General features: G+C 43.5%; 13 protein-coding genes. 7 read left to right on the top strand and 6 right to left on the bottom strand.

Going from position 1 to position 13,991, the window contains the following annotated elements; all coding sequences use genetic code 11:
* Positions 1–22: 22 nt before the first annotated feature.
* Positions 23–190, bottom strand: coding sequence for a hypothetical protein (locus IQO02_RS21830; RefSeq protein ID WP_016790557.1), 168 nt, complete (start codon positions 188–190; stop codon positions 23–25).
* Positions 191–299: 109 nt separating this feature from the next.
* Positions 300–605 carry a DUF1289 domain-containing protein gene (locus IQO02_RS21825; RefSeq protein WP_016768591.1) on the bottom strand — a complete coding sequence of 102 codons (306 nt, stop codon included), beginning with the start codon at positions 603–605 and terminating at the stop codon, positions 300–302.
* Between the two features lie 196 nt (positions 606–801).
* On the opposite strand from IQO02_RS21825, the gene IQO02_RS21820 reads away from it, so the two are divergent.
* The 5 genes from IQO02_RS21820 (at position 802) to IQO02_RS21800 (ending at position 5,659) form a co-directional block, all read left to right on the top strand.
* Complete coding sequence (locus IQO02_RS21820) at positions 802–1,248, top strand: META domain-containing protein (RefSeq protein ID WP_010440148.1); 447 nt, start codon at positions 802–804, stop codon at positions 1,246–1,248.
* A 315-nt stretch (positions 1,249–1,563) separates the two neighbouring features.
* Positions 1,564–2,730, top strand: coding sequence for an ABC transporter substrate-binding protein (locus tag IQO02_RS21815; RefSeq protein WP_010440144.1), 1,167 nt, complete (start codon positions 1,564–1,566; stop codon positions 2,728–2,730).
* Positions 2,731–2,735: 5 nt separating this feature from the next.
* Positions 2,736–4,436 (top strand): ABC transporter permease, encoded by a 1,701-nt coding sequence (locus IQO02_RS21810; RefSeq protein ID WP_016790555.1) that lies wholly within the window; start codon positions 2,736–2,738, stop codon positions 4,434–4,436.
* Positions 4,402–5,052 (top strand): ATP-binding cassette domain-containing protein, encoded by a 651-nt coding sequence (locus IQO02_RS21805; RefSeq protein WP_016768588.1) that lies wholly within the window; start codon positions 4,402–4,404, stop codon positions 5,050–5,052. The genes IQO02_RS21810 and IQO02_RS21805 overlap by 35 nt, the downstream gene beginning before the upstream one ends.
* Positions 5,042–5,659 carry a CDP-alcohol phosphatidyltransferase family protein gene (locus IQO02_RS21800; RefSeq protein ID WP_010440135.1) on the top strand — a complete coding sequence of 206 codons (618 nt, stop codon included), beginning with the start codon at positions 5,042–5,044 and terminating at the stop codon, positions 5,657–5,659. Before IQO02_RS21805 ends, IQO02_RS21800 begins: the two co-directional genes overlap by 11 nt.
* A gap of 93 nt (positions 5,660–5,752) precedes the next feature.
* On the opposite strand, the gene IQO02_RS21795 is transcribed toward IQO02_RS21800, so the two are convergent.
* The 4 genes from IQO02_RS21795 to IQO02_RS21780 all read right to left on the bottom strand — a co-directional run bounded on the left by IQO02_RS21795 (position 5,753) and on the right by IQO02_RS21780 (position 10,795).
* Positions 5,753–6,706 carry a class I SAM-dependent methyltransferase gene (locus IQO02_RS21795; protein ID WP_102282582.1) on the bottom strand — a complete coding sequence of 318 codons (954 nt, stop codon included), beginning with the start codon at positions 6,704–6,706 and terminating at the stop codon, positions 5,753–5,755.
* An 8-nt stretch (positions 6,707–6,714) separates the two neighbouring features.
* Entirely contained in the window at positions 6,715–7,413 is a 699-nt protein-coding gene (locus IQO02_RS21790) for a TIGR01621 family pseudouridine synthase (RefSeq protein ID WP_010440123.1), read from the bottom strand.
* Between the two features lie 165 nt (positions 7,414–7,578).
* Positions 7,579–9,195, bottom strand: coding sequence for a methyl-accepting chemotaxis protein (locus IQO02_RS21785; RefSeq protein WP_010440120.1), 1,617 nt, complete (start codon positions 9,193–9,195; stop codon positions 7,579–7,581).
* 166 nt (positions 9,196–9,361) lie between these two features.
* Positions 9,362–10,795, bottom strand: coding sequence for a sodium-dependent transporter (locus IQO02_RS21780; protein WP_050543975.1), 1,434 nt, complete (start codon positions 10,793–10,795; stop codon positions 9,362–9,364).
* 366 nt (positions 10,796–11,161) lie between these two features.
* Here IQO02_RS21780 and cls point away from each other — a divergent pair, with 366 nt between their 5' ends.
* Together cls and IQO02_RS21770 are read left to right on the top strand one after the other, a co-directional pair.
* Entirely contained in the window at positions 11,162–12,616 is a 1,455-nt protein-coding gene (gene cls, locus IQO02_RS21775; RefSeq protein WP_016768581.1) for a cardiolipin synthase, read from the top strand.
* A gap of 188 nt (positions 12,617–12,804) precedes the next feature.
* Positions 12,805–13,989 (top strand): cystathionine beta-lyase, encoded by a 1,185-nt coding sequence (locus tag IQO02_RS21770; RefSeq protein ID WP_016768580.1) that lies wholly within the window; start codon positions 12,805–12,807, stop codon positions 13,987–13,989.
* Positions 13,990–13,991: the final 2 nt, after the last annotated feature.

The following is a 13,991-nucleotide window of genomic DNA, read 5'->3' as shown; positions in this document are numbered from 1 at the left end:
AGGTTCTGAAGAATCTGTGATGTTATTGAAAAGGCATGTCTGAAAGATGTGAAAGGATTTCCATTCTCTCTTCTTCGGTCATTGAATGCCAATCACGCGCGCTTTGTTCAGGGTCATCTTTCGCCCCAATAGGTTTTCGATCCAATGCTTTGATTGGTTTCTTTTTGAGTTTTGCGCGCTTTTTATTCATACCGACATCACTCCTTCTGGTACAAAGGTACCTACCTTAATATTACACGCCAACCATTATGTAAAGTAATAGTTGCTTTGGAGTTAAATAAAATATTGATAGTTCCACATTAGCCGAAAAGTTCTCTTTGAGGAGTGGTACTTCCCTCTTCGTCAACTGGCTCACCCTGTGTATTATTTTTATTACCAACTAGGTTAGTTTTGCTATCGATTAAGTTCTTTTGCTTCATTATTTTTCTTCTATAACGCTGACGACATAACTTAATAACGTGCAACTGCTCAGACGGCGTCATCGCCATCCAGTTAAAGCGCTCCTCTCTTTTGCGCATGCAACCATTGCAATAACCTTTATCATCGCTTGAACACACCCCAACGCAAGGGCTTGGAACTTGAAAAAACTCTAACTGCTCCACCATGTCTCCTCACTTCCTGAAACAATAAAAGTTAAGCTTACTAATTAAAAAGTAAGCGATTAATTTGTCGCCTCGCTCATAAAATTCATACTAAACTATGACCTTATACTGACACATATAGTGTTTTGTAAACTATACTTTGAACCCATCAAGTTACACCTTTTCAGTAACTTCGTTTTTTCCTTTGGAGCCTTTTAATATGAAGTTTAGTTCAAAAAAATTACTAGCAGTAGCCGCTTTACCTATGTTGCTAGCAGCATGTACAACAACAGGTGATAACGCGATGCAAGTAACACCAACCGATCTACAGCACCATAACTGGGAACTTGCTCAAATTGATGGCAAGGACATTGAGAAAAGCGAAAACCAAGCGACTCCTCGTCTGGAAATCGGTGAAAAGATGACTGCGAACGGCATCGCTGGCTGTAACAACTTCTTTGGCCAAGGCGAGCTGAAAGACGGCCAGTTCCGTATTAAGCAAATGGGCATGACAATGAAGATGTGTCACGGCTCTGCAATGGAAATCGAACAGTCGGTTTCAGCGACTCTTAGCGAGTGGAGTGACGTAACCCTAACAAAAGACACACTAGTATTGAAAAACGACGTGCATACGCTAACGTACACCATTCGTGATTGGGTAAACTAGCCTCGATTAACAATATACTGTCGATACCAGACATTGATCAAAGGAGCCTTATCGGCTCCTTTTTTATTGCTTAAAATCGCCCTTTTCTTCACCAAAACTTTACTTCTCATCGAATTTTCGTACTCACGTCCAATAAACATTAAAAATCTCTCATTTAGGTGCAATTAATTCACTGGTTTAACGGTCTGTTGTTAGGATGGCAGAAGCCTCTAATTCACTGTTGAATTAGAAATTATTTCAGAAACAGATAGAATAACTGTTAGGGAATTCGAAATAGCAAAGCTCTTGCCCGTTCACTACCAAATGGAAAAGTTTATGAACAAGATAGTAAGTACGTTAGGAATCATGGCAACCGTTGCATACAGTGCAACTATTTATGCTGATGAAGTAACATCAACAGATAATTGGAACCAAATTGAACAGCAAGCAGAAGGACAAACTGTTTACTTTCACGCTTGGGGCGGTAGCCAAGAGATCAATCGTTACATACAGTGGGCAGGCAAGCAGTTACAAAATGAGTATGGTGTCACTTTAAAGCACGTAAAAGTAACCGATATCGCAGAAACAACCACGCGTTTGATTGCTGAAAAAGCAGCAGGAAAAAACAGTGAAGGCAGTGTTGATATTGTTTGGATCAACGGTGAAAATTTCCGCTCAATGAAAGACAATAGTCTACTCTTTGGGCCGTTTACTCAATCACTTCCAAACTGGCAGTACGTTGATAAATCTCTACCAATTGATGTCGACTTCTCTGAACCAACCGAAGGTCTAGAAGCACCTTGGGGTGTAGGGCAACTGGTTTTCATCCATGATCAAGAGACGCTACACAACCCTCCTCAGTCATTTTCGGAAATGTTGAGTTACGCTCAAGCTTTTCCTAATCGCCTAAGTTACCCTCGACCACCTGAGTTTCACGGTACTAGCTTTATCAAATCTCTACTCATTGAGTTGACCAACAATAACCCTGCACTATCTAAACCGGTTTCAGAAGACGATTTTCAATCCGTTACCGCTCCACTATGGGCTTACTTAGATAAATTCCATAAAGTCGCTTGGCGTGGTGGCAAACAGTTCCCGGCTGGTACATCAGAGAGCATTCAACTGCTTGATGACGGGCAGATCGACCTTGCGATCACGTTCAATCCAAATGCTGTGTTTTCTGCGCAATCTAGCGGAAAACTGGCAGAAAGCACCAAAGCTTATGCGCTAGAGAGTGGCGCACTCTCAAACATTCACTTCTTAGCGATCCCTTGGAATGCCAACTCTTCTGCAGGTGCACAAGTAGCCATCAACTTCTTACTCAGCCCAGAAGCACAATCACGTAAAGGTGACCTGAATATTTGGGGTGACCCTTCAGTATTAAGTAGTAAATACTTAACTGGCAGCGCTAAAAATACTCAGCAATTCAAATCGGTTGATGAACCTCACCCTAGTTGGCAAGCTGCACTCGAGAAAGAGTGGCTTAAGCGATACGGTAACTAAATTTGATGCTACACGCCCTATATTTTGTTGTTATAGCAGTGTGCATAATCCCAACGATCCCTGGGGTTGCGGGAGTGGTTGCTTCATCACTAAGCTTTATCCCGCCCTTGGGTCTAGTGGAACCTTCGCTCAACGGTTTTGAACAAGTCTTTCAATGGGAAGGCGTTTGGCACTCTATTGCTCTGAGTTTATCTTCTGCTTTTGCGAGCAGTTACATCGCCTGCTTTCTCACTTTTTGTATTATCCAAGCAACCTGGGGAAAGCCTTTTTGGAAAAAAATTGAGCTAACGTTGTCCCCAATGCTCGCTATTCCGCATGTTGCTTTTGCAATCGGGTTTGCTTTTTTGTTTAGCCCTACCGGCCTTGGCGCCAGAGCTTTACATCAATTAGTCGGAGAAGCTGGCAACAGTTCTGAGCTTGCATTATTGGTCAAAGACCCTTATGCATTCGGGCTGATCATTATGCTCGCAATAAAAGAAATTCCATTTTTATTGCTAATGAGCTTATCGATACTTCAACAGATCGATGTTGAACGCATTACTAAAGTCAGTGCTTCATTGGGCTACAGTCGTTCTCAAATTTGGTGGAAGGTTATTTTCCCACAGTGGTTTATCAAGCTTCGCTTCCCAATGCTGGCGGTACTCGCTTATAGTTTATCGGTTGTCGACATTGCACTGATTCTCGGGCCAACCAATCCCCCAACTTTTGCAGTATTAGTATGGCAGTGGTTTAACGACCCAGATCTGAGCTTATTACCACGCGCTGCGGCTGGTGCTATTGTCTTGTTTGTTTTGGCGTCACTTATCATTGCCACAGCACGACTGATTGAGTGGTCATTGCTAAAACAGTTCAAGTTTTGGCAGTTTTCTGGTCGCACAGGAATTAACTTACCAGGAAAAACAGTCTTCACGATTCTTGCTGCATTATCGTTACTCATTATCCCGTTAATGATTATATGGAGCATAGCTCAACGCTGGCGTTTTCCAGACTTATTGCCAAGCCGATATAGCCTAAAATTTTGGGAGTATGAGTGGGACGGTATCTTAAGTACCGTCGGACAAAGCTTATGGATTGCTCTTGCTTCAGCGTCAGTTGCATTATTGCTAGCGTTGGTTGCTCATGAATATCGAATCAGGCACAGATGGCAAGTGCCAGGTTTTATTATCGCGATCCCAATGTTAATCCCTCAGCTTTCAGTGTTATTCGGACTACAGGTGACAACACTCTATATTGGCAGTAGTGCTTACGAGCTGTGGGTGATTTGGGCTCATGTTTTCTTTGCCTTCCCGTTTGTTTATTTATCTTTGGATGGCCCATGGAAAAGCTTCAATGATGGCTTGATAAAAGCCTCACTCAGCCTAGGAAAATCACCATTTCAGAGTTGGTGCTCAATCAAGCTACCAATCCTGCTCCCTGCTATTGCTTTTGCATGGGCAGTTGGAATCAGTGTGAGTTTGGCTCAGTACTTACCAACATTAATGTTAGGCGCTGGCAGAATTAGCACCATTACTACAGAAGCTGTCGCACTTACCAGTGGCTTCGACCGCAGGGTAACCGCTATTTATGCCATCTGGCAGGCTCTATTACCTCTGTTCTTTTTCTCTTTAGCGATAGTTGTCAGTCGACTTCAACTTAGATATCGCCGTCTTACTTTTAAAGGTTTTCTCACCAATGAGTCTGTATCTCAACGACCTCGCCATCCATAAAAAAGGAGGCGATTCGCTATTTTCAGCGCTAAACGTAACGCTAGAATCAGGCCAAGTATTGGCTTTGATGGGGCCTAGTGGCTGTGGAAAATCGACCTTATTAGATGCCATCGCTGGACATCTCAATGGCGAGTTTTCGTATACCGGGAGTGTTGTTTTAAACGACATTCACCTTGATAACATCCCCTCACATCAACGTAAGGTTGGGATATTATTTCAAGACGATTTATTGTTCCCTCACCTCAAGGTATGGGAAAACTTAGCATTCTCACTTCCAAATTCAATTAGGGGCTCGGCTCGTCAAAATCAAGCGATGAAAGCACTCCAGGATATTGAACTGACACACTTAGCTGAATCATTCCCTGACCAAATATCAGGGGGCCAAAGGGCAAGAGTCAGCTTAGCTCGTATGCTATTAGCTAAGCCAAAACTAGCTCTGCTTGACGAACCGTTCAGTAAGCTAGATCAGGAGTTGAGAGCACAGTTTCGCGATTGGGTGTTTGAGCAACTCAGCAAAGCCAATATACCAACGTTGATGGTGACGCACGACGAAACCGATGTACCAAAAGGAGCACAAGTACTTTCTTGGCCGTGGAGAAGTCATCATGCTGGATAAGTATTCCATCAAGATCATCAAGTGGCCACTTAACCAATCAGCTAAGCTATTGAATCAAGTAGGCATCACAGCAAACCAAACGACCTTGTTTGGCTTTTTGGTTGGCTGTTTAGCTTTTCCTGCGCTTGCATTACAACAATACGATTGGGCTTTGGGCTTCATTGTATTGAATAGAGTTTGCGACGGACTGGATGGGGCTTTGGCTCGAATCCAAGGAATTAGTGATGCTGGTGGCTTTCTCGATATCAGCTTGGACTTTTTATTCTATTCACTCATCCCTTTTGGCTTTGTTGTTGCCAACCCAGAACACAATGCCATTGCAGGCGCGTTTTTGATCTTTTCATTTATCGGCACAGGCAGTAGTTTCTTAGCGTTTGCAGTGATGGCAGGCAAACGCGGTATCGAGAACCCAGTCTACAAACATAAGTCTCTGTACTACATGTCTGGGCTAACCGAAGGCACAGAAACTATCGCTTGTTTTATTGTGTTTTGTATTTTTCCTCAGCACTTTGCCGTTATTGCCTATATTTTTGGCGCAGCGTGTTGGCTAACGACGTTCATGCGTATTTATTTTGGTTTTCAGACACTAAAAAACCAAGCTAGTTAATAAATGAGTTAGTTTCTTGCACCTATAAAAACGCCGCTCATTGTGAGCGGCGTTTTCTATATTAGTATGGATAATGCCCACTAAATCATGACATCAAGCTTCAGCTGAAGCCGTGATTTTAAACCTCAATACCTTCAGGCTTGAATCAAGGTCGACATCGGCAAACTCAGGCGGGTTGTCTAAACGTTCAATAAACTCAACGCTTGGCGCTTCTTCTGCCATCGTTTCAATCAAGAAGTTGGGTGATACTGCTGGTGAGTTAACACAAGCAATCACTTCTCCACCTTCCGTTAGAAGTTCAGGCAAACGACGTAGGATCTTTTTGTAATCTTTGGTTAAAGCAAAACTGCCTTTTTGGAATGACGGCGGATCGATGATCACTAGCTCATATGGGCCGCCCTTCTTGATTTTCCCCCACGACTTAAATATATCGTAGCCAAGGAAGTTAACCGAACGCATATCGTGCTCATTCAGACGGTGGTTATCACGACCTTTATTCAACGAGCCACGAGACATATCCACGTTCATGCATTGACGAGCGCCACCAGCGATAGCCGCGACAGAGAAACCACAAGTGTATGCGAACAGGTTAAGAACATTCTTATCCTTGGCATTATCTTGTACCCACTGACGACCATTACGCATGTCTAGGAACAGACCGAAGTTCTGATTACGGCCAATGTCGAGTTGATATTTAAGACCGTGCTCAACCACAACGGGTGAGTCATTGAGTTCGCCCCATAAAACCTCTGAAGGCGCGCCATCGGCATAACGGTGTTGCAGAACAATACTTGTGCCCTGTTTTGCTTGCCAGATGTCTTTATTAGTCAGATCAACCAATCCAGCTTTAAGCGATGATAAGAATTCGTCATCCACCTCTTTGAATACGTTAACCAATAACTGCCCATCAACCCAGTCACATGTCAGTTGTTCTAGGCCCGGCCAAAACTTACCACGACCGTGAAAAATACGGCGTAGCTCATTCGGCACTTCATTAAGTTGCTGTTCAATATGACTAAAAAACAGAGGTAAAGCTGATGCTTCCATTATTTCACTCACTTAGTATTTAGCTTCGGCCAAGTTAATGACCAAGGTTCAAGCCAACTGTCTAAACCATTAGACACGGTTTCTTGATGCCACTTCTCACCCAAGGAATCAAGGTTCCTCGGGTCACAGACATATTCATAGGCTTGGGATTGATAGGTAAATCGAATCGCGAAAGCGTGCAGATAGCCTCTGTCAGCCTCACTCGATGGATTATAAATAGGGTCACCAACAATAGCGGAGCCGATCGACTTCATCGCGACACGGATCTGATGCGTCCTTCCTGTATAGGGCTTACATAATAGCAAACGCTCGCCGGGTTCTGCCGTTGCCGATAAAAACTGGGTAATCGCTGGGTTGTCTTTGGATGTCAGAAGCTTCCAACTAGAACGTCTTGAACGTTCCATATCACCTGAAATCAAACCCTGCTTTTTCTTTGGCTTTTTAGAACCAATCGCAAGGTAATATTTCTCAACCTCACGCTTTGCGAACAACTGCGAAAGCTCGCTTGCTGCCGAAGCATTCTTTGCTAGCAGTAGAATACCTGAAGTCATTTTATCAAGGCGATGTACAAGATATAACTTAGGCTCATTAATCGCTTTAACAACTTCTTGAAGCAACATGGTATCGCCATCGTCTTTATGAACGCTGACGCCAGGATGCTTGTTAATAAGTAAAAAATCAGGATGGTTCAGAAGGATATCGAACATGTAAAGGCTAGCTCCATTGTAGAACGGGGAGTATACCGCGTCTGAACCCAGATTCCAGCTAGGAAAAAGCCCAATCGACTCAATAAACATTGAATAATTGGGCTCATTTTTCGTCTGACTGTTTAGGTGATGAATCTTTAATCTCTATCCAACACGTACTAACCGCTAAGCCAGTTTAAACTTACCGACTAATACTTCGAGCTCAGCAACCTTAGCGTTCAGGCCTGAAGTGTTTTCAGAACTGCGCGTCGCTAGCTGCAAGGATTGCTCAGATATATCACTGATTGCCGTAATGTCCGCTGCAATTTCTTTGGTTACAGCTGTCTGCTCTTCTGCTGCAGTAGCAATAGAGTTGACCATGCTTTGTACGTTACCAGCGCCGCTAACAATCGCTTCCAATGCTGAAACCGCACCTGAACTTTTCTCTACGCCAATCTCAACTAACCGACAGTTATCCTGCGTGTAAGTAACGGCTTCTTGCGTACCAGATTGAATTGATTGAATAATGCCCGACACTTCTTGTGTCGCTTTGGTTGTTCTCTCAGCCAACGCTCTCACTTCATCAGCAACTACAGCAAACCCACGCCCAAACTCGCCAGCACGCGCAGCCTCAATCGCAGCATTCAGAGCTAATAAGTTGGTTTGCCCAGCAATGTCCTCAATCACTTTAATAACGCTACCAATCTGCTCACCATGTGAACCGAGCGTATTCATTTGCACCGACATATCACTCATTTGAGCCGACACTTGCTCGATACTCGCAACCATTTCGACGATGACATTACGGCCATCTTCAGCCGAAGTTTCTGAACGACGTGCTTCTTCATAAGTCGAAGTGCCCTGCTGTGCTACCTCAGAAATAGTTAAGCTTAGTTCTTCAGCCGCTGTCGCTATCAGGTTTGCTTTGTCCGCTTGAGCAGATGCGCCAGAAACGATGTCTTGGCTAATTGACGACAACTCGCCTGTCACTGATTGGACTTGGTGAGTCACCGAAGAGATAGAACCTAGAAGGTCAACCAGCGATTTCTGCATCTGATTAATTGACTTAGCTAGGTCGGCTAACTCATCACCTGACTCATCAACAATATCCCCAGTAGTAAGGTCGCCATTTGCTACGCGTCGTGCCACTTGTTCAACGCGAGTTAAGCGGTTGGTAATCGAACTAGACAATACAAATGCAATCACACCACCAAATACCATCGCAAAGGCAGACAGTAACATGATGGTTTGTTCAATAGTGGTAAACGAATCCGTCAAGGTAAGCAGTGATTGTTCCGTATCTGCACGCTCACTTGCCGATGCCTGATCAAGTAAGTTTTCAATGGGGATAAGGTTCTTTTCATACAAGGCTCTAAGCTGTTGGATATTGGATAACAGCGCAGCCTCATTATTGATCTTAGGTACGAGTTTCGATTCAAACTCATGAGTAAAACGTCCCATCAGCTCTTCTATTCTCTGAATACGGCGATGGTCTTCAGATCCTCGACTCTCCAAACGTTTTGCTTGTTCGATTGCTTGAGTAAATTCGTTCTTGTTGGTTCGATAATCATTGAGTGCATTATCGACCAGAGTGATTGCACCCAGAGCATCTCGATAGACATCTCCAGCTTCATCGATCAAAACAAGGTAGGTAACGGTACCCGGTACATCATCTAATCTAATCTCATCGGCGCTCTTATGAGCGCCAATCACTTCCATCCATACAATACCGACTAACGTGACAAGCACCGCCAATATAGAGCCAAAACCGGCATACAGTTTCTTTCTCACTGACAATTTCAAACAACACCTACCTAAATCAAAATATAGCTCTAACAGCTATTCGTTCCATTTATATCGGCTATCAGACGGATACCTTTAATAATTATTTTTCTTAGATAATTAAGTTCCAGACATAAAAAAACGGGAGCTAATGAGCTCCCGTTTATCAAATTACTTTATCTTGCGATTAGAACTTCTTAGAAATCAGCGCAAAACCAGCAATGATACCAATACCTAGTAGCATGATTGCACCTTTACCGCTATCGAAGCCAGAAGAGATACCCATGAACGCAACGATTGCGATAGCTACAGGGATGATGTACTTAACTAGTGTGTACCATAGACCAAATAGTGGGAAAGAGACTTCACCGTCGTTAGTGATTTCTTTCTCTAGGTCTGCACGGTTTAGTCTCCAACCAGCGAAGATACATACCAACATACCGCCAACCGCTAGGAAAATCTTATCCGTTAGTAGGTCGAAAATGTCGAACGCGCCAGTATCAAACAGTGTTGGACCGAAGCCGCCAAGTGATAGAGAAGCGAAGATACATAGAATCGCCATTACAACACTTGCAGACAGTACCGCTGTTACACGCTTCATGCCTTTCTCATCGATTAGGTAAGAAACCACAACTTCAAGTAGAGATACTGAAGATGTTAGTGCCGCAACACTCAAACCAACGAAGAACATAAGAGCAAATAGAAGACCGATTACGCCGCCCATTTCAGCGAATAGCTGAGGAACAACAACGAATACTAAACCAGGGCCCGCTGCAGGTTCCATACCGAATGCGAACATTGCAGGGAACATTGCAACACCAGCTAGAATAGCAACACCAGTATCCATTGCGGTTACCATTGCTGTTGTCTGAACTAGGTTCTCTTTCTTCTTAAGGTAAGAACCGTATGTCATCATACAACCCATACCAAGACTTAGAGAGAAGAATGCTTGACCTAGCGCGGCTAGGATTACATTGCTGTCTACTTTAGAGAAGTCAGGACTGAATAGGAACTCAAGACCAGCCATCGCGCCCGGAAGCATAATGCCTTTGATTGATACTACAATAAGGATAATGAAAAGAAGCGGCATCAGGATCTTACCTGCTTTCTCAATACCACCAGAGATACCTTTCATAACGATAACAACGTTAAGTAGTAGGTATAAGCCCATCCACATTAGTGGTTGAACTGGGTTTGAGATAAAGCCACCAAAGCTATCACCAATTGCTTCTGGTGCGTCTAGAAGACCACCTGCAATTTTACCGATGTATGCGATTGACCAACCGCCTACTACTGGGTAGAAACCCATGATAAGTAGACCACTGAATACGCCGATAACGCCAGCGAACGTCCAACGACGGTCAGTTGTTTTAAATGCACCTACTGCTGATTTTTGCGTATGACGGCCAATCGCAAATTCAGTCAGCATGACACTGAAACCAATAAAAATTACAAAAAACAGGTAAATGGCAACGAATGCACCACCGCCACTTTCACCTGCTGTGTATGGGAATTTCCAAATGTTACCTAAGCCAACAGCAGAACCTGCTGCAGCCATTACGAATCCTAACTTCGAACCCCAGGTATCGCGGGGTGTTGTGGTTGTATTACTAGTAGCCACGTGTACTCCAAACTTTTGTGTTATGTGATGTTGTGTTTTGCTTTGGGTGGCGTCTTTAAAAGGAAGGTGTATAAATAAATTTACACACCTAAAAGATTTGATTGACGCTCGTTGTCTAGCAAGTAAACCAGTTTAAGAATAAAATTGGAAGTGCATACCGTACAAATTTCGTTAAAGATGTAAATTTTTATGGTTAAATGCCGACTTTTCATACAAAACAATCGTTTTCTTCTTAAGTTAACCAAAACTTAACAACTTTAACCTATTTACAGCTTTTGCTCTATTTTGTAAATAGTTGATTCCTTAAATTCCCATATCCGTTAAATAGCATTACTATCTAAGTGTCTCTTTTTTCGAGTATTCAATGTGGATAAGCTTTATCATTTTTTAACTTTGGCCTCTGTTGTTTTGTACTGGGTTCTCGTAGCCGGTGTGACGTTTCGTGTTGTACTAAAACGGCGCTCTGTCAGCGTTTCTCTTGCTTGGCTAATGGTTATCTACATTATCCCGATTGTTGGCGTAGCTTGTTACTTCCTTTTTGGTGAGCTAAACCTAGGCCGAAAAAGGGCTGAGCGCGCACATCGTATGTTTACTCCCTTTGGTGATTGGTTCCGCCAATTAAATGATTGCCAACTGCATCTTCCCGGCAAAGTGGGATCCCCTATCCACAAAATCGATGAACTCTGTAATAACAGAATGGGTATTCCTGCGCTTAGTGGAAACACACTTTCACTGCAATCTTCACCCAATGAGATCCTACACGCCATTATCGAAGATATAGAAAACGCCCAGACCAGCATCAAGATGGTTTTCTACATTTGGCACCCTGGTGGCCTGACCGATTCCGTAGCTTCAGCTCTTATTCGAGCAGCCAAACGTGGTGTAGATGTTAAGGTCCTACTTGACTCAGCCGGTAGCCCTCGCTTTTTCAAAAGCCACTGGCAGTCAATGATGAAGGACGCAGGCGTTCAAGTCGTACAAGCACTAGAAGTGAGCCCATGGCGTATTTTTTTACGTCGCCTAGATTTAAGACAACACCGCAAAATCATTGTGATTGACGAGACTATCGCCTATACGGGTTCAATGAACATGGTCGATCCTGCTCACTTCAAACAAAGTTCCGGCGTTGGTCAGTGGATTGATGTAATGGTCAGAGTGACTGGGCCAACCGTTAATGTGTTATCCGCTATTCATGGCTGGGATTGGGAAGTTGAGACTGGTGAACGCATTCTCCCTGATATACCTGAATGCCCAGTTGAAGAAATCATGACACATCATCCGGTTCAAGTAGTGCCGTCTGGCCCTGGCATGCCGGAATATTTGATCTTACAAGTACTGACCATCGCCATCAATCAAGCGAATCATTCTGTACGTATTACTACACCTTATTTTGTGCCAAGTGCTGACTTACTCGAAACACTTAAGATGACAGCTCAACGCGGCGTAACTGTAGAACTGATCATTCCACACAATAACGATTCACTAATGGTTAAATGGGCATCTCGCGCCTTTTATACAGAACTACTTGAAGCTGGCGTGAAAATTTACGAGTTTTATGGCGGCCTTCTTCACACCAAATCAGTAGTGATCGATGAAGAGTTTTGCTTGATCGGAACCGTCAATATCGACATGCGTAGTTTGTGGCTCAACTTTGAAGTAACCCTTGCCGTTGACGACGTACACTTTACCAAGCAATTGTTTGATTTACAGCAATCCTATATTGAATCATCTCATCCCGTGGAATTAGAGCAGTGGGAACAGAGAAATTTACGTAACCGTTTCTTTGAGAGACTGTTCTATTTATTCAACCCGTTGCTTTAATACTCCTCGCTCGCCGACCACCATTGGCAACGAATAGTATCTTTGCGATCGCTTTTTAACTTTTCATCACAAATCGAGGAAAAGTTAAAAAGCAAAAGAAAACGTTAAAAACTCTCTCTCCCCTCTTGCTTTGATGGCTACTCGCATGTTTTAAATAGGACATAACCGATTGATAAGGAATTCACAGCATGTCCGAGAACAAAACCACTAAGCTCATCACTGCAGGTCGTGATAAGAAGTGGACCAATGGTGTCGTTAATCCACCAGTACAACGCGCTTCCACTGTCGTTTTCAACTCAGTAGAAGAAAAGCGCAAAGCTACGATTAATCGCGCTAACAAGACGCTTTTTTACGGACGTCGTGGAACCACCACTCATTTCGCTTTCCAAGATGCCATGGTTGAAGTTGAAGGGGGCGCGGGTTGTGCACTGTACCCGTGTGGTACAGCAGCAATTTCGAATGCCATTCTCTCTTTTGTAGAAACAGGTGATCATATTTTAATGGTTGACACCTGCTACGAACCTACTCGTGATTTCTGTGACACCATCATGAAAAAGATGGGGGTAGAGACAACTTACTACGAGCCAACGATTGGTGAAGGTATCCAAGACCTTATCAAGCCAAACACTAAGGTGCTGTTTACTGAGTCTCCAGGCTCTGTCACCATGGAAGTGCAGGATATTCCAACACTAGCACGTATCGCTCATGAACATGACATCATCGTTATGCTAGACAATACTTGGGCGGCTGGCGTGAACTTCTCACCGTTTGATTTTGGTGTTGATATCTCGATTCAAGCAGCGACCAAATACATCGTGGGTCACTCTGATGTGATGCTAGGTACGGCAGTCGCCAATGAGAAATGCTGGGATCAACTAAGAGAGCAAAGTTACTTGATGGGGCAATGTGTCTCACCTGATGATGCTTATTTAGGGCTTCGCGGCATTCGTACTCTTGATGTGCGTCTACGCCAACACGCAGAAAGCAGCTTGAAGGTCGCAAAATGGTTAGAGAGTCGTCCTGAAGTTAACCATGTTCGTCATCCTGCTCTTGAGTCTTGCCCAGGCCATGAATTCTTCAAACGAGATTTTACTGGCGGTAATGGCTTGTTCTCTTTTGTACTAAACAACTCTAATATCAAAGCGACGACAGCGTTACTTGATGGAATGACACATTTTAGTATGGGTTACTCTTGGGGTGGATTTGAAAGTTTGATTCTAGCTAACGAACCAAGCAGTTTTGACAGCTTGAGAACTGTTGCCAATCCTAATTTCGAAGGTACCTTGATACGTGTTCATATTGGATTAGAAGATGTTGATGACCTGATTGCTGATCTAGAGGCGGGATTAGAACGTTATAGCGCTCTGATTTAATC

It is taken from the genome of Vibrio sp. OPT24, from assembly GCF_015163545.1.
Classification (GTDB): Bacteria; Pseudomonadota; Gammaproteobacteria; order Enterobacterales; family Vibrionaceae; genus Vibrio; species Vibrio cyclitrophicus.
Note: the sequence above shows the minus strand (reverse complement) of the source record. Positions and strands in the feature narration are given on the sequence as shown.